Source organism: Qipengyuania sp. SM2512 (assembly GCF_054954005.1).
In genome coordinates this window covers 3,129,936-3,146,574 of record NZ_CM143134.1, presented here as the reverse complement: position 1 = coordinate 3,146,574, position 16,639 = coordinate 3,129,936, and the positions used below count along the sequence as shown (strand labels likewise).

The 16,639-nt window shown below is 65.3% G+C and carries 13 protein-coding genes; 4 read left to right on the top strand and 9 right to left on the bottom strand.

Annotated elements, in window-relative coordinates; genetic code table 11:
- Positions 1-48: 48 nt before the first annotated feature.
- The gene (locus ACQ5J0_RS15485) at positions 49-1,035 is read right to left on the bottom strand and encodes a polysaccharide deacetylase family protein (protein ID WP_462568471.1); all 987 of its coding nucleotides are present in this window, start codon (positions 1,033-1,035) and stop codon (positions 49-51) included.
- A gap of 48 nt (positions 1,036-1,083) precedes the next feature.
- A complete protein-coding gene (locus ACQ5J0_RS15480) occupies positions 1,084-2,778 on the bottom strand; it encodes a histidine kinase dimerization/phospho-acceptor domain-containing protein (protein ID WP_462568470.1) in 1,695 nt (564 codons plus the stop codon).
- Between the two features lie 258 nt (positions 2,779-3,036).
- On the opposite strand from ACQ5J0_RS15480, the gene ACQ5J0_RS15475 reads away from it, so the two are divergent.
- Positions 3,037-3,501: an Lrp/AsnC family transcriptional regulator gene (locus tag ACQ5J0_RS15475; protein WP_462568469.1), complete on the top strand. Its 465-nt coding sequence runs from the start codon at positions 3,037-3,039 to the stop codon at positions 3,499-3,501.
- 61 nt (positions 3,502-3,562) lie between these two features.
- Complete coding sequence (locus tag ACQ5J0_RS15470; protein ID WP_462568468.1) at positions 3,563-3,943, top strand: GFA family protein; 381 nt, start codon at positions 3,563-3,565, stop codon at positions 3,941-3,943.
- A 15-nt stretch (positions 3,944-3,958) separates the two neighbouring features.
- Here ACQ5J0_RS15470 and accC read toward each other — a convergent pair whose 3' ends face one another.
- The 3 genes from accC to ACQ5J0_RS15455 form a co-directional block, all read right to left on the bottom strand.
- On the bottom strand, positions 3,959-5,308 hold the full coding sequence (gene accC / locus ACQ5J0_RS15465) for an acetyl-CoA carboxylase biotin carboxylase subunit (protein ID WP_462568467.1): 1,350 nt from the start codon (positions 5,306-5,308) through the stop codon (positions 3,959-3,961).
- A gap of 8 nt (positions 5,309-5,316) precedes the next feature.
- On the bottom strand, positions 5,317-5,811 hold the full coding sequence (gene accB / locus ACQ5J0_RS15460; RefSeq protein ID WP_462568466.1) for an acetyl-CoA carboxylase biotin carboxyl carrier protein: 495 nt from the start codon (positions 5,809-5,811) through the stop codon (positions 5,317-5,319).
- A gap of 95 nt (positions 5,812-5,906) precedes the next feature.
- Positions 5,907-6,377, bottom strand: a complete 471-nt coding sequence (locus ACQ5J0_RS15455; protein ID WP_462568465.1) for a type II 3-dehydroquinate dehydratase — start codon at positions 6,375-6,377, stop codon at positions 5,907-5,909.
- 223 nt (positions 6,378-6,600) lie between these two features.
- Here ACQ5J0_RS15455 and ACQ5J0_RS15450 point away from each other — a divergent pair, with 223 nt between their 5' ends.
- Together ACQ5J0_RS15450 and ACQ5J0_RS15445 are read left to right on the top strand one after the other, a co-directional pair.
- A complete protein-coding gene (locus ACQ5J0_RS15450) occupies positions 6,601-7,656 on the top strand; it encodes an SDR family oxidoreductase (RefSeq protein ID WP_462568464.1) in 1,056 nt (351 codons plus the stop codon).
- A gap of 383 nt (positions 7,657-8,039) precedes the next feature.
- Positions 8,040-8,408: a hypothetical protein gene (locus ACQ5J0_RS15445; RefSeq protein ID WP_462568463.1), complete on the top strand. Its 369-nt coding sequence runs from the start codon at positions 8,040-8,042 to the stop codon at positions 8,406-8,408.
- Positions 8,409-8,691: 283 nt separating this feature from the next.
- On the opposite strand, the gene ACQ5J0_RS15440 is transcribed toward ACQ5J0_RS15445, so the two are convergent.
- The 4 genes from ACQ5J0_RS15440 to ACQ5J0_RS15425 all read right to left on the bottom strand — a co-directional run bounded on the left by ACQ5J0_RS15440 (position 8,692) and on the right by ACQ5J0_RS15425 (position 16,587).
- Complete coding sequence (locus ACQ5J0_RS15440) at positions 8,692-10,713, bottom strand: hypothetical protein (RefSeq protein ID WP_462568462.1); 2,022 nt, start codon at positions 10,711-10,713, stop codon at positions 8,692-8,694.
- Positions 10,714-10,956: 243 nt separating this feature from the next.
- Positions 10,957-12,150: an alkaline phosphatase gene (locus tag ACQ5J0_RS15435; protein WP_462568461.1), complete on the bottom strand. Its 1,194-nt coding sequence runs from the start codon at positions 12,148-12,150 to the stop codon at positions 10,957-10,959.
- A gap of 14 nt (positions 12,151-12,164) precedes the next feature.
- Entirely contained in the window at positions 12,165-15,092 is a 2,928-nt protein-coding gene (locus ACQ5J0_RS15430; RefSeq protein WP_462568460.1) for a TonB-dependent receptor, read from the bottom strand.
- 40 nt (positions 15,093-15,132) lie between these two features.
- Complete coding sequence (locus ACQ5J0_RS15425) at positions 15,133-16,587, bottom strand: purple acid phosphatase family protein (RefSeq protein ID WP_462568459.1); 1,455 nt, start codon at positions 16,585-16,587, stop codon at positions 15,133-15,135.
- Between the last annotated feature and the right edge of the window lie 52 nt (positions 16,588-16,639).

The following is a 16,639-nucleotide window of genomic DNA, read 5'->3' as shown; positions in this document are numbered from 1 at the left end:
GCGGAGTGGCGGTTATACCGCGGCGCGGCGCAGGGCAAGCAAAAGGCGTCAGACTTCCACGCCCGCGATGATTTCGGCCACTGTGGTCGGGCGGACGCTGCGCATATCGAGATAGGCGTAGATCGCGCGCAGCCAGTCGTAGAGCGCATCGAGATCGTCCTCGCTCCGGACATAGGGCGTCTTGCCCACCATCAGCGAGGGGCTGTGGAAGCTGAGCACCAGCAGCGGCAGTCCGTCGTCGAGCGCGATGTCGATCCCGCGCAGCGCCTCGTCGCGGGTCACCCCCTCCGGGGTGAGCGCGATTTTCTCCAGCAGTGCCAGGCGCGAGAGCAGGCCGTTGACCAGCGGATAGGCGGAGGCGCGAGGGTGGAGCCATGGACCCTGCTTGCGCAGCAGGCCCCAGAACACGGTGGTGAGCGGGAGTTCGAGCAACTTTCGTTCGCCGTCGACCCAATAGGGCTCGATCGGGTGACGCGAATAGTCGACGCCGTGGACCCCGCTGTAATCGAAGCGTGCGCGCACCGAACTGTCGATCGCGACCCGCGCGTCCTTGAGCAGCTGTGCGGTCTGCGGGCCCAGACCGTAGCGCCCGGCGCGATAGATCTGCGGGTGGCAACCGAAATTCTTCTCGATCGCATCGCGCAGCCGCATGAACTTTTCGCGTTCGAGCTCGGCGGGAAGATTGCCCGCGAAGCTGTTGTAGGGATTGACCTCTTCGTCGTGCGGCGGATTGACCCAAGGGTGGAGCTGGATCCCGATCTCGGCGGTTCCGCGCCGGACTGCGTCGCCGAGAATCTGCTGCGCGCGCGGCGATTGCGTGATCGGCCAGTCGATCAGATAGACCGGCGAGACGCCGATGCCTTCGGCGAACTCCTGGAACTTGGCGAGCGCGCGAAACTGCTCGAGCCCGTATTCGAAGGCGTTGAAATCGCCGTTCCAGTCGAACTCCTCTTCGGTGTCGACTGTCAGCAGCGAGCGCTGACCGAAACCGGGCTCGAAGCGAGCGCGAGCGTGCAGAGGCGGGGGGGGAAGCAACGAATCTGGCAATGCGTCAGGCCCCCCGCCCTGAGCCGCTGTGCCCGATCATCCGGTAGCGCGATCAGGGGCATCCACCCGGCTAGGTGGCGCCACCGCGCCGGTCAAGAGCGGCAGCGTCAGCACCAGCGCCTCGTCGTCGCGCGCCAGTTCGCCGCCTGCCGCGCGCGCTTCCGCCCGCGCCAACCGGAGCGAAAAGCCCGCGCCGAAGATGCCCGGGCTGAGCGCACCGCCGCTGGGCCGGTTCTGGGTGGCGAAGAGATCGGACGCCGCGGCGAGCGTCGCGGGCAAGGCACAGCGCAGCGAGAGTTGGCCGTCTTCCCGCCCCAGCTCCAGCGCGATCCGCTCGCCAGCGCCGGTCGTCGCGGCGATGGTCGCGAGCAGCCGCCAGGCAAGCATTTCCGCGTCTTGCTTGGCCAGCGCGAGCGGAGCGCTGGAGAGCGTCCAGTCGCATTCGAGCCGCGCCACGCGCGAGGAGAGCACGGTCTGGAGCTGCTCGATCTGCGCGCGCAGGATTTCGGCGAAATCGCTGCTCCCGGGGTCGAGATCGAGCACGCCGCCCTCGAGCCGCACCAGCCGGTCCAGCTCGTCGAACCCGGCCAACATCCGCGCGCTGTCGCCTGCGATCGCCGCAGCCAGGGCGCGGTATTCATGCGGGGTCGCGCCGAACAATTGCTGCTGAATCACCTCGGCGAACCCCTGGATTGCGTTCACCGGGGTGCGCAATTCGTGGAGCAGCTGGCGGATGCGGTCGGCCTCGCTCTCGGCCTGTTCGCGCGCGCTGGTGTCGGCGGGGCGGCGGAAGCGCCCGATATAGCCCGTAAACCGCCCGTCGGTGCGGGTGAAGCGCGGGGTCGCATCGACCAGCCAGATGCCCGCAATCCGCTCGGCCCCGGCCAGCTCGACCGGCGCTTCGCGCAGCGGCTGGCGGTTGAAGAAGGCGCCGGAGAAGGCACTCTGCGGCCCGAGTGAGGAGCGATCCTGCCCGCGGACCAGATCGGTACCGACCACCATCGGCGCAATCGGCGGGTCGGCCCATTCGATCTTGCCGTCGACATCGGTGGCGAAGGCGAACAGCTCGCTGCGCCGCCGCGATCCCGCACGCGGTTCGCGGTCGAGCGGCAGTTGCGGCGCGGATTCGCGGGCGACCCCGGCGGGCGTGCGCGTCTTGTTGAACGCCTCGATTCGGCGGACCAGCGCCGCGATCCCGCTGTCGTCGCGCTGGTCGCCGGGCGTCGCCGCCGGCGACGCTGCGGGTGCGGACGCAGACTGCGCCGCGGGTTCGGGTGCGGCGATTCGCTCGGGCAGCGGCAGGCCGCGATCGCTCACCCCGAGACGATCCAGGATCGCCACGGCACGCGGTGGAAGATCGCGGCGATTGCGCATGAAACCGCGCGCGCGGATCGGGAGGCGGGGGATGAGCTCGGCCCATTCCGTCTCGCTCAGCCGCGCCCGTGACAGCGCGGCGGCGGCGACGTCGGGCTCCGCCTCGGCGAGCGATTCGACCAGCTGTGGATTGCGGATCCGCACCCCGTCGCTTTCCACGATCCGCGCCCGCTCGCGGTACGGGATCAGCGCGGCGAGCGCATCGAGCCGCAAATAGGCAGCCGCCTCCAGGCTCGCGTCGCGTCCGTCGGCGGGGTCGCCGAGCAGGTCGAGCAGCTGGCGATACTGCGTCCGCGCGGCCCGCTCTCCGGTCGCCCGATGGCGCAGAACGGTGGCAAGGCGGTCGTCGAAATGCATGGTTCTCCGGGGTAGGCGATGGGATCGACGCCATCCATGGCTGCCGCGTTGGAAAGGCTTGTCGGCTACCCGGATGCCCTCTCACCTATGCCTTCATATCTGTGTAACGAACAGGCTGAACACAAAGTTGCGACCGCGTTGCAAAGCGGGACAATTGCTGGCAAGAACAACATTATTAGCAAGACGCGCATCGACGCAGCACAAGCTTTCGCAATTGCAGCGAAACCTGTCGCGCCGGGCGGAATGGGGGCTCGTAGAATGGCAAACCTCGACACTATCGATCGGCGCCTGCTGGCGGAATTGCAGGACGACGGTCGAATGACCAATGTCGAGCTTGCTCATCGCGTCGGTCTGACCGCGCCGCCCTGTCTGAGACGGGTGCGCGCACTCGAGGAACTGGGCGTGATCCGCGGCTATCATGCCGATCTCGACCCGGCGAGGCTGGGCTTTTCGATCACGGTCTTCGCCATGGTCAGCCTGCGCAGCCAGGCCGAGGGGGACCTGCGCGAATTCGAGGCGGCGATGGCGCATCTGCCCGAAGTGCGCGAGGTTCACATGCTCAATGGCGAGATCGATTTCATCCTCAAGATCGTGAGCGAGGATCTGCAGCGGTTTCAGGAATTCCTCACCAGCAAGCTGACCCCGGCGCCCAATGTCGCCAGCGTCAAGACATCGCTGACGATCCGCACCAGCAAGAACCTTCCCGGCGTGCCGCTCGGTTAGCCTCATGGCGGACGCGAGGGATAGCATTGCGGGACATTGCCTGTGCGGCGGTGTCACCATCGTGCTCGACAATCCTAGGCGTCAGGTCGAACTGTGCCATTGCGACATGTGCCGTCGCTGGGGAGGGGCATTCTACGCGGCGCTGAGCGGGTCGGATTTCACGATCGCCGGCGAGGATTCCATCACCCAGTTCCGATCGAGCGAATGGGCCGAACGCGCCTTCTGCGCGGTTTGCGGCAGCAATCTGTGGTATCGCTTCCTTCCCACGGGCAACCGCAGTTTCCTCGCCGGTCTGTTTGCCGATGCCGCGGATTTCCCGATCGAGCGCGAGATCTTCATCGACGAGCGGGCAGACTGGTGCGCAGTTTCGGGCGATCACCCGCGACTGACCGGTGCCGAGGCCATAGCCGAGGCCGAGGCGGCGGGCTTTACCTTGGGCTGAGGGTGCGAGGCCTGGTCAGGCCTCGCGATCCTTCAGCCAGTCCTCGAGCCATTTGATCGAATAGTCGCCGCTCAGGACATCCTCCTGCGCAAGCAGGGCCTGGTGCAGCGGGATGCTGGTCTTGACGCCTTCGATCACCATCTCGTCGAGCGCACGGCGCAGCCGCATGATGCATTTCTCGCGGCTGCGGCCATAGACGATCAGCTTGGCGATCATGCTGTCGTAATAGGGCGGCACCCGGTAGCCGGCGTAGAGCCCGCTATCGACGCGGACATGCATCCCGCCTGCGGCGTGGTAATAGGTCACGTCGCCTGGGCTGGGGGCGAAGGTGAAGGGATCCTCGGCGTTGATCCGGCACTCGATCGCGTGGCCCTTGAACTCGACCTCGTCCTGCGCGATCGAGAGCGGCTTGCCCTCGGCGATGCGGATCTGCTCGCGGACCAGATCGATCCCGGTGATCATCTCGGTGACCGGGTGCTCGACCTGCAGCCGCGTGTTCATCTCGATGAAGTAGAACTCGCCGTCTTCCCACAGGAATTCGATCGTCCCCGCGCCGCGATAGCCCATGTCGGCCATCGCCCTGGCGCAGATATTGCCCATCCGGGTGCGGTCTTCCTCGCCCAGCACAGGGGAAGGGGCTTCCTCGAGCACTTTCTGGTGGCGGCGCTGGAGCGAACAGTCGCGCTCGCCCAGATGGATCGCCGCGCCCTGGCCGTCGCCCAGGATCTGGAACTCGATATGGCGCGGATTGCCGAGATATTTCTCGATATAGACGGTGGCGTCGCCAAAGGCGGATTTCGCCTCGTTGCCCGCCTGGCGCATCAGCGTCTCGAGCGTGTCCTCGCTTTCGCAGACCTTCATGCCGCGCCCGCCGCCGCCCGAGGCGGCCTTGATGATCACCGGATAGCCGATCTCCTGCGCGATCTGCCGCGCCTCGTCGAAATCGCTGACCGCGCCCGCCGATCCGGGCACCAGCGGCAAACCCAATGCGCCGGCGGTGCGCTTGGCCTCGACCTTATCGCCCATGGTGCGGATATGCTCGGGCTTGGGCCCGATCCAGGCGATGTCGTGCGCCTCGACGATCTCGGCGAATTTGGCGTTCTCGGAGAGAAACCCGTAACCGGGATGGATCGCATCGGCGTGCGAGATTTCGGCCGCCGAGATGATGTTGGCGATGTTGAGATAGCTCTCGGATGCCGGGGCAGGGCCGATGCAGACCGCGTGATCGGCGAGCCGCACATGCATGGCGTCGGCATCGGCGGTGGAATGCACCGCCACCGTCTCGATCCCCATTTCATGCGCCGCGCGATGGATACGCAGGGCGATTTCGCCGCGATTGGCGATCAGGATGCGTTTGATGTCCATGGCTATGCTCAGCCGATGACGACCAGCGGCTGATCGAATTCGACCGGCTGGGCGTTCTCGACGAGGATGGCCGTGACGGTGCCCGCGGCCTCCGCAGCGATCGGGTTCATCACTTTCATCGCTTCGATGATCAGCAGCGTGTCGCCCGCTTCGACCTTATCGCCCACTTTAACGAAATCGGCCGCCCCGGGCTCTGGCGCCATATAGACCGTGCCGACCATGGGGGATTTCATCGCATTGCTATGCGCGGCGAGCAGCGCGGGCGCGTCGGCGCCGGGCGCGTGCGAAGGCGCGGCGGCAGCGGGAGCCGCGGGTGCTTGCGGCGCGGCGGCGGCGACCGGAGCGGCGCTCACGGTGCGCGCGACGCGGATCTTGCGATCGTCGTCCTCGACCTCGATCTCGGTCAGGTCGGACTGGGCGAGCAACTCGGCCAGTTCGCGCACCAGATCCATATCGACATTCATACCGGTTTTCTCACCGGAGCCGCTCTTTCGTTCCGCCATGGTAGTCCTTGTGTGTTATTTGGCGGACCTATGCGCGTGAGGCGCGCGGGTTGCAAGGGGGGCACGGGGGCCGGGCGGCGCCCCGCCGTAACGTTCTAGAGCGCTGCGGCGCGTTCCAGCGCGACCACATAGGATTGCGCGCCGAGCCCCTGGACCGTGTCCACCGCCGCCATGCCGACATAGGAGAGATGCCGGAATTCCTCGCGTTTCGCGGGGTCTGAAAGATGCACCTCGATAACCGGCAGCGCGATCGCGCGGATCGCATCGAGCAGCGCGATCGATGTGTGCGTATAGGCTCCGGCATTGAGCAGGACGGCGGCGAACCCTTCCGCTTCGGCCCGTTGCAACCAGTCGAGCAGCACGCCCTCATGGTTCGACTGGCGGCATTCGACCTGGAGGCCGAGTTCGCTGGCGCGCGCCTCGAGCAGCGCGCCGATATCCGCCAGCGTCGCATGACCATAGACATCCGGCTCGCGCTGACCGAGCAGGTTGAGATTGGGGCCGTTGAGGACGAGGATCCGTCGCCGGGAGGGCTCGGATGATGCGGGTGGGGGGCTTGCTGGCATGGAGCGAGGATTAGCCGCGGAGACCGGGGTTTGTCGACGGTCCCGACGCGCGCACTCTCCACCACCATTGGGAACGGAACGCGGTTTGCCGGACTTGGGGAAGGGCAGCGAAAGGTCCATCCGCGATCACAAACCACGCAATTCGGTGCGATCGACCAAGGCGGGGCGGTGTCGTCGAACAGGACCCCGTACCAGCCGACGCACTCCCGAAAGGAATTGAGAAGTGAGCAAGACAGCATTGGTGGCCGGCGTGACCGGCATCGGCGGCAGCGCGACTGCGGCGCTTCTGGTCGAGCAGGGATGGACCGTCTACGGGCTCGCGCGCAGCGGCACGCGGCAGGACGGGGTCCGCTCGGTTGCCGCCGATCTGCTGGATGCCGATGCGACGGCCGAGGCTTTGAAGGACATCGCCCCCGGCGCCGTCTTCATCACCACCTGGCTCCGGCAGGAGACCGAGGCCGAGAATATCCGCGTCAATGCGGCGATGGTGCGCAACCTCCTCGAAGCATTCCCCAAGGCGCCGCGCCACGTCGCGCTGGTCACCGGGCTCAAGCACTACCTCGGTCCGTTCGAGGCCTATGGCAAGGGCTCGCTGCCGCAGACGCCGTTCCGCGAGGAACAGGGCCGGCTCGACATCGAGAATTTCTATTACGCCCAGGAAGACGAGCTGTTCGCCGCGGCCAAGCGCGGCGGCTTCAGCTGGAGCGTCCATCGCCCGCACACGGTGATCGGCAAGGCGGTCGGCAATGCCATGAACATGGGCACCACGCTCGCGGTCTATGCCACTCTGTGCCGCGAGACCGGGCGGCCGTTCACCTTCCCCGGCTCGGCTGCGCAGTGGACCGGACTGACCGACATGACCGACGCGGGCCAGCTGGCGCGCCATCTGCTGTGGGCTGCCGAGACCGAAGCGGCGCATGATGAGGCATTCAACATCGTCAATGGCGATATCTTCCGCTGGCAATGGATGTGGGAGCGGATCGCCGAGTGGTTCGGGATCGAGGCCGCGCCCTTCGACGGCACCGAGCGTCCGCTCGCGCAGCAGATGGCCGAGGATGCGGGTGTCTGGCGCGGCATCGCCGAACGCGAGAGCCTGGCCGAACCCGACCTCGCCCGGCTCGCCTCCCCCTGGCACACCGATGCCGATCTCGGCCGCCCGATCGAGGTTGTGACCGACATGTCGAAAAGCCGCCGCCTCGGTTTCACTGGGTACCAGCCCACGGACGACGCGTTCTTCGCGCTGTTCGAACAGCTGCGCGCCGAGCGACTCATTCCGTAGGTGGCGGGGAGCGGGCCAAGCAGGAGGTGCACGGTGTTCTCCCCCTTCTCTGTGGGGAAGAGCCGGGGCTGTGGGTCCGGCGCCCGCAACTGCAAGCGCCGAACACCCCCACCCGACCTCCACCTGAAGTAGGAGGAGAAGGAATGCGGCTTGCCTGTAGACGACCAAATTGTAGATGCCAAGCGTGAGGGGGACTTGGTCTGCGAATAAAACGGTGCTTAGCCTATTAGTAAAAGTGGATAACTTGGGCAACGGTCAAAACGCAAAGTTTTTTTATCGTCACCTTGCGGTCGCTGAAGAAAAATATCCGAGAATGGGCTTCATCGTTCATTTTAGCTTACTGTTGTGATAAGAGCCTTAGGAACTCAACCAGGAGATTCGCAATGGCTCTTCTCGCATTCATCGGGCCGTTGGTGCTAATAGGCATTAGCGCACCTCAAGCTGATTATGCAGAGCAGTTTCAGAAGATCGCGGTCGCTACCTCGTCCTTTCAGACTTGCGAACAGTTGGGTTTCGCGGTCGATCGCCAGGGTATCGTCGATTGGATCGGGACCGCGAAAAAGAATGCATTAGCTACCGGCGTTAGCGAATACGTTGCTCAGGCTGAGTTGGAAGAAGCCGTTCGCTTCGAGTGGCAGAACATTCTGGATCGCCATGCGCAGGCACTGGTCATGCAGCATTCTCCGAAGCACGTTACCCGCAACAATCGCCTATGGCGCTCTCGTTGCGGAGAGTTGGCAAAGGACCCCTGAAGTGCTCCGTATTTCTTGGCAGGCCAAAGCTAAGCAATAACAGCATCGCGGTTGTTGGAGTTCTGCTTCCCCCCAATCTTGGACGTCCGCCCCAAACGTCGGACGGATAACCGGGCAGGTGGCGCGCCTTTATTCACAAGGTCGCAGTCCGCAGACCTACGTCGAAATCCTGACCTTACCACAAGATGAAAAACGACTGCTGAAGCGCGAATCCTGATTTCCTAGTCGGACCCGACCAGGGCATCGGGCGCACGGTCCTCCCGCTTCATCTGATTTGCTTTGCCTATTCGCTGTCCAGCACGATCTCTCCGTAGCGATTGAAGCCGCTGCCGCCCTGCGAACCCGCATCGTAGACATAGCCGTAGACCGATCGGCCATCCGCCCGGCGGATGACGTTGCCGCGGACCCACGAGCCTTCGATCCCGTCCACCTGCAGAACCGGGGCCTGCCATCGGTCGCCGATGCGGCGGGTGCTGTAGAGGCTGCGCGTTTCCTCATCGACGAAGAGCGCAAGCAATCCGCCATCGTCGGCAACGATATCGGCGGCGGGCTGCTGCGAATCCACCGCGTCGGTAATCACCGCGCGATCGGAAATCCTGATCGGCTGCGTCGGCGCGGCATTGCCTTGCACCTGCCGTTCCCACAGGCTGCCATCGGCCAGCCTGTAGGCGATGGTGAGCGTATCGGTCTGGTCATCGTAGGCGAGGGGAAGCACGGCGCCGTATTCGGATCGGCCGGTCCCCGCACCCCGGGCCAGTTCCCGGCGCGCGGTGAGCGTGCCGCCCGGAAGCAGGCGGCGATACCAGATGGTCCCATCCTCGCTGAAATAGGCGAGATGGACGACGTCGCCGCGACCGACGACTGCCTGAGGACCGGCATTGATGACGTCCACGCCCGGATCCACGGCGACCGGCGCGCTCCAGCTGCCATCGGCGGCGCGGATCGCATAATGCAGTCGATCGCCCAGGAATATGGCGACCACGCTCCCATCGGAGCGGACCGCCATGGTCGCGGTCTGCGCGATCGCTTCGGCGCGCGCCGCCACTTCGTCGACGATGTCCCAGCTGTCCGGATGCGTGGGGTGATCGGAGGTGCGGAAGACGTGGTAGCGCACCGAGCTGGTGACCTGATGAACGATATGGATCCGGCCATCCACCATTCGCCCGTCGACCGATTCCAGATCGCCGGTTTGCGGCCGGTTGGCACCATCGACCTCGCGCCAGCTCGCTCCGCCGTCGCTGGATTTGAGCATCATGAACTTGTTGTCGGTTTCGGCCGGTTCCATGATGAAATACAGATCGCCGTTGCGCGCCTGCCAGGGGCCGATCCGTCCGGGGTTCTCGACATAGGTGCCGCCCAGATGGCCGGGGGGAACGGCCAGCGTGATCCGCGCGACACCGCTTTGCGCAAGCGTGTCGCCGAGCGCGCCGATCATCCGGAATTCGAACCGCTCGCCATCCTCGTTGAGCGAGGGTCCATCGGCGAAGCGGCGAATCACCAGCGGCCATTCGAATTCGCCGTGATGGCCGGCGGAACCCCAATGCGGGGTCCGCTCTCGCAGCGACAGGCCGGCGCCGGGCGTGAAGGGAAGCGGGGAGCCTGCGAGCAGGTCGTCGGTGGCCGCGCCATGGGGATAGGCCGGTGCGGCAATGATGCTGATACCCGGGGTGCGCGCGACGCCTTCGATGGCGAGTTCGGCTATGTCCACCGCGCCGCCCGCCGGGACCGACAGGCCGGTTGCTCCCTCGATTGCATCCAGCGGCACGGCGAGCAGGGTTTCATCGTCGAGGCTGACTTCGATCCGGCCGTCCTCCAGCTCGATTTCGGCGTCGTGCCATGTCGATCGCGCAAGGGCGACGGCTTGCCGGGCGAGAACGGTTTCCCGGCCATCGATCACGCGGATCAGGGTTACGCCCCGATCGGGTTCGATGCGCAGCAGGCCGTGGCTTTTGGCATCGACGTGGCCGAACACCAGGGCGAACCCTCGCGTATCGTCGGCGGGCAGGCGGAAACGCGCGGCGTAGCCGAATTGCGGCAGGGGCCACGGCGCGGGATAGGTGGCGAGCAGGCCGGCCGCGCCGCCCTGTGCGCGCAACACGCGGTCGGCGCCGTCCTGACGGATAAGGAGATCATCGGTCGATTCGGACTGGATGAGCCAGCCGGGAGGAGTAACCCCGGGCGCGTGATCTGCGAATTCCAGTTCGAGCTCTCGCTTCGGATAGGGGAAGGACTGCGCGTCGAGCGTGGCCCATTCCCCGCCGTTGCGGCGTGCCTGCAATCGGAAACCGGTCGCGGGCTCGCCCACCTGGCTTCCATCCGCAGGCGGAAGGGCTGGTCGGCCGCGATCGTTGCCGCCGCCCCCGTCGCTCCGGCCCAGCCGGTATCTTCATTGAGCGGCGCGGCGAGATCGGCGCGGACGCGGTATGTCAGGTCCCGGCCCGGTGTCGGGGCGCAGCCGATCGCCGCGCTGGCCAGTCCAGCGAGGAACAAGGGCCGGAGGGCATGCGTGCGGCGAGCCGTTGCCGGAACGAGCGCGGGACCCATGACCTCAGTCGTTCGCGGCATCGGGGCTCCAGTTCCAGGCATTCAGCATGACTTCGAAGAGATGGGTGTTGGGGAAATAGCCGCGCACGCGGTCCGCGCCCGCCCCGATCGCGAGCGCCGGGACTTCCTCGGCGGTGTGGCTGTCGTTGACCATGACGTTGTCGAGCCGGACCGGACCTTCCTCGCTGCCCGAAGCCTTCCACGCGTCGTAGCCGGCCAGCAGGTCCGCCCCGCGCTTGCCGCCATCGACCTGCAGTCCGAAGGAATGATCGGCGGTGAACAGCAACAGCGTGTCGTCCAGATCGACCCGGCTTTCGACCTCGGCGATGAGCTTGTCGAAATCGGCCATGTTCTGCAGGCCCTCGCGCGGATCGTCGGTATGGGCGTCCCACTCGACCACGAGGAAATAGCCGGTCGGCGATCGCTGCAGCAGTTCGAGCGCTCGCAGGGTGGCGGCGCGCACGTCGATTGCGTCGGCAACCACGATGGGGCGCTCGTTGCCGCCGGGGACGGCCTCGATCGTTTCGTAGACCGGGCGGCCATGCTGCTGCGCCAGCGGCGCGAAGCCGGTTCCCAGCGCTCCGAGCTGGTCGCCGATGCGCTTGCGGCCCGCGCCGATCATCACGTCGACCCCGTCGCCGAACCGCGGGGCGAAGGCCTGCGCAAAGATCTCCCCCTGCTTGCCGCGATCATTGGCATGGGCATAGGTGGCGGCAGGCGTCGCATCGGCGATCGATTGACTGCTGACCACACCGGTCAGCAGACCGCGTTCCTCGGCATATTCGAGCAGCGTCTTGGTGGGTGCGCCGTCACGTTCGCCGCGTATGGCATCGGACGACTGGCTGATCACGCCGTTGCGGGTCTTCACCCCGGTCATGATGGCGGACATCCCATTGGCGGAGTCCGAGACGAAGGAGTCCACCGGCGAGGTCTCGCTGAGGCCGAGATGCGGCCATTGCTGGATGCGGAGTTTGAGCGGCTCGCCATATTCCAGCAGGCTCGCGCCGTTGAGCACCGAGACGCCGGCAGCATCGGCGACGAACAGGATGATGTTCCTGGCCTGCGCAGCCGGCTCCGCCTCTGCCTGGCCGACAGGGGCGGCCGGCGCGGCCATATCCTGCGCGTGCAGCGGGGCCGCAAAAAGCGGGAGGGAAGCGGCGAGCGCCAGCGCGAGGGCCGGGCGGAAAGTCCTGGTCACAATCAATTCTCCGATCAGAAGGTGTAGCCGAGGCCGACGGTGATCTTCCGCCCGGTCAGGTTGGCGTCCTCGGTGAAGGGTTCGTAGCCCTGGTAGGAGAACTGGGATTCGTCGGTGACGTTGATGACATTGCCGAAGATCCGCAGCCCGCCGCCGAACCGGTAGGATGCCGAGAGGTCGAGCCGCTCTTCGGGCCCGAAGAACTCGTCGCTCTCGATATCGCTGCCCAGACCTTCGACATAGTCCGAGCGGTTGATGTAGTCCGCGCGGGCGTTGAAGCCCTTCCATGCCCATTCCAGCGTCGCGGTGAACAGGAAGTCGGAAAAGCCCGGCAACGGCAGATCGTCGCGATCGGCGCGATCGGGGTAATTGGCTTCGGTTTCGGTGAAGGTCGCGCTGACCCCGGCGGTCAGGCCGCGCAGCGCACCGGGGAGAAAGACCAGCCGCTGGCGGGCGATCAGTTCGAGACCGTAATTCTTCGCGCTGGTGCCATTGGTGGGGACTTCATATTCAAAATCGCCATCCACGTCGGGAATAGGAATGCCGTTCGCGTGCAAATCGTTGAAATCGTAGACCCGGTCGTAGGAGAAATTGGAGATGTCCTTGTAGAACAACCCGACCGAGTAGAGGCCGCCGGTCTTGGTGTAATACTCCGCCTGGGCATCGAAGTTTTCCGACACCGCGGGCTGCAAATTCGGGTTGCCGTCCACGATGTCGCCGTCTTCGTTGATGAACCGGCCGCTGGCCAGTTCGCTGCGGCGCGGGCGGCCATAGCTGCGGTTGTAGCTCTCGCGCAGGATCAGATTGGGCGTGAGCTCATGGCGGAAGTGGATCCCGGGTAGCCAGAAATCGTAGGAGTTCTGCGTCCGCAACTCGCCGACCGATCCCTCGCCGTCGAGGAAGCTGACGGCGAAGTTGGTGTTGTCGAACGCGACGTTCTCGTAGCGCAGACCGGCGATGATCGTGTGGATGCCCGAGCGGATCGTGCCCATGCCGTAGCCCGCCACGGTTTCCTCGGTCGAATTGAAATCGCCGAAGAAGCTGTCTTCCAGCGTGTCTTCCTCGTTCAGTTCGAACAGTTCCGGATTGCTCGCCAGCAGCGCCACGCCTCGCGAGGGGAAGACATTGTAGATCTTGGCGCCGCCCATATGCACGTCGTCGGTCGGATCGAGGATGCTGGCATAGGGGAAGGCCTCGTCCATCTCATAGACCGCGACGGTCTGGTCGCGGGTCGCCTCGCTGCGGAAATATTTGCCGCCGGCCTTCAGGGTCAGCTCGCTCCGGCCGAAATCGAAACTGCGCTCGAGATCGGCGCGCGCGCTGTAGACTTCCTCGACCGCGAGTGCGCTGCCGACGGCCAGTTCGCCCTCGGTCACCAGCGACAGGTCGGTGCTGTCCTGACCGCTGATCTCGCTGATCACGACATCGCCGCGGGTCACGTCGTTGAGCTGGTATTCGAACTGCAACCAGGGGCTGTCCGGCTCCACGAGAAAGTTGAGCTCGTTGTCGGTGGCGAAATCCTGTCGACTGCGCGAGTAGAACAGATCGTAGGTCAGCAGGCTCTGCGTCATCTCGTGACGACCGCCGAAATTGACCGAGTACAGCTCGGTGGTGCGGTCCTCGTCGGTGCCGATCCAGCCGCGCGAGCCTTGCGAGCCGCCGTCGCCGGGCGTGCCCCGGCCCGAAGTGGGGGTCAGTTCGGCGTAGGTCTTGCGACCGCCGAGCGCGTTCTGGAAGCGCGTGTCGATGTCGATATCGGTTTCGAACACGTCGTTGGAACGGTCCGAATGGCTGTAGAAGCCGCGCAGGTAGAACGAATTGAATTCGTCGGTGCGGTAGTCGAGGTCGATATTGGCGGTGTTGACCTTGGTAACCTGCCGGTCGATTTCCCAGTGCGAGGATTCCATGAACCACACCGGATCGTCATACTGATCCAGGCCGAGTTCGGGATTGTTTTCGGGCGTGACCTGCACCCAGTCCATGTCGCGGTTATAGGATGAACGGTCGATCTCGTAGCTGCCGACGGATACGCTGACGCCGAAATTGTTCATGTCGCCGCCGAGCGCGAAGATGTCCGAATAATTGGCGCTGACCGAATAGCCCAGCTCCTCGGGAAGGTCGCTGTAGACGCCGGCGGCCTCGATATCGATCCGCTGGCCGCTGCGCTCGAAGGCGCTGCGGGTGACGACGTTGATGATGCCGCCGATCGCATCGCCGTCGCGATCGGGCGTGGCCGCCTTGATCACCTCGATGTTCGAAATGCCATCGGCCGAAAAATCGCCGGTGCTGAGGCCGCGCGCGCCGCCGGCGGAAGGCAGCCGGTTGCCATTGATCTGGAAGGAGTTGAAATCGCCCTCGACGCCGCGGATGTTGACGCCGGTCGGTTCGCCGCTCTGGTTGGTGTTGACGCTGATCCCGGGCAGCCGCTGCAGCGCATAGCCGATATTGCCATCGGGAGCCGGACCGAACACCTCTTCGGAGTAGATGTTGACGATGCCGTCGGCGGTGCGCTGCTGGTTGATCGCCAGCGCCTGCCCCGTCGCAGCCGCGCGGACCACGATCTGCTCACCGGCCAGCGCCGCGCTGTCGAGACCGATATCGGCGACCGCGCTGCCGCGCGCCGCCACGTTGACGGTCTGGCGGGCGTTGTCGAAGCCGACATAATCCACCTCGATGGTGCTCGAACCGGCGGGAACCTGAACCTGATAGCGCCCGTCGTCCTCGGTCACATCACGTTCGCCGGTCCCGGCCACGCGAACGACCGCGCCTTGCAGCGAATTCCCGGTGCGTATGTCGAACACGCGGCCCGTGACCGTGGCCTGGCCCACTTCGCTGCTGGCAGCGGCCGGAGCCTCCTGCGCCTGAGCCGTGCCTGTTGCCAGAGCGGCAAGTGCGGAGGACGCGAGCAGGGCAAAGGCCTTGCGGCCGGACAGATCCGTCATGGTTGTTCCCTTTGGTAAGTTATTGTTTGTTGTTTGAAAATTAGTCCCGCACGCTCTCGTAAGGCAGCGTGTTGGAAAAGCGTCGTTCGGCCGGAAGGTCGGACCTGCGGGGCGCGATGGTCTTGATGCCGGTATCGGATTTGGTCAGCTGGACCTCGTCGTAAAGCTCGCCATCGGCGGTGTAGGCGGCATAGTGCAGCGCCTCTCCGTCGATCCCGATCACCTGACAGAACTGCGTGTTCTCGCCCATCCGCTCGAGCGTGACGCCGGTGGGCGCGTACTGGTCCCAGCCGCTCTCGTTGAACTTGTACTGCTTGGGGCCGGAGACCGAATTCACGAACATCGTCGCGATGGCGTTCCGGTCTGCCGTATCGGTGGCGGCGGTGCGGTTCGGTGTCTGGCTCCGATCGCCGACACTGCCCCGGGCATAGGTATGATCGTGCCCCTGCAGGACCAGATCCACCTTGTGCTTGAGCAGAATGGGCAACAGGATTTCGCGTCCCTCGGGATTGTCCCGATCTCGGCCCGAGGAAAAGATCGGGTGATGCGCGGTCACGATCCGCCAGCGCGCACCGCTCTGCTCGAGCTGCCGGTCGAGCCACGCAGCCTGCTCGCTCATGTCGTCGATATTGGTGTTCAGGACGAAGACGTGCAGGTCGGCCGAATAGCGCACGGCATAGACGGTCTCCTGCAGCTCGGCCGAGAGACCCGGCTCCTCGGGCAGCCGGAACTGAGGGCGCCAGAGGATGGAGAGCAATTCCAGCTCTTCCTCTTCGGTCAGCGGGTAGTCGTCATATTCGTGATTGCCGGTCACCGGGATGGCGGGGATCATGCCGTGGATGAAGCCGCTGGCCCGGAACCAGTGCGCCCATTCGAGATCGCGCGAGCCGCGATTCACGAGATCGCCGGCGTGGAGAATGAAGCGGGCATCGGGCGCGCTCTGGAATGCGGCACGGATGACGCGCGGCCAGTGGGAGGCGAGCCCGTTTTGCGCATCGCCCAGATCGATGAAGCGCAGCGGACCCGAAAGCGGCGCGGTGCGGGTGTGAAACCATTCGGACCAGTGTCCTTCGGCGCCCTGCACGCGGTAGGCATACAGCGTATCGGGTTCGAGGCCGTCGAAGCGCAGCGAGTGGTGGCTGGTCGCCGGCAGATCCTGGTTGTGCTCGACCGAGAAGATCTTTCCGGCATGTTCGAACCGGGCGAGATCGAGGCGCTGGGTCTCGGCCACCACCGAAGTGGCGAGCTGATCGAAGCGCGCATCGGGAAGCGCCCTGGCGATCTCCGCCCTCGTCGCCCCGACGCTCTCGGCGGTACGCCAGCTCACGCCGATCGAGGTCGCCGGATCGCCATCCATGGTCACCACGATCCGGTCGGGCCATTCGCTCGGCTGCTGCCACGGCGCCTGGTCCGATTGGTGTGCGCCCTTATGAGATGCGGCAGGAGCCGCCGAGCAGGCCAGAGCCGCTGCGGCGACGATCGCGATTCGTTTCATTTCGGCCCCCTGTTCTGTGGAGGCCGCTAGGAGGCGGACATTGCGGCCGTGC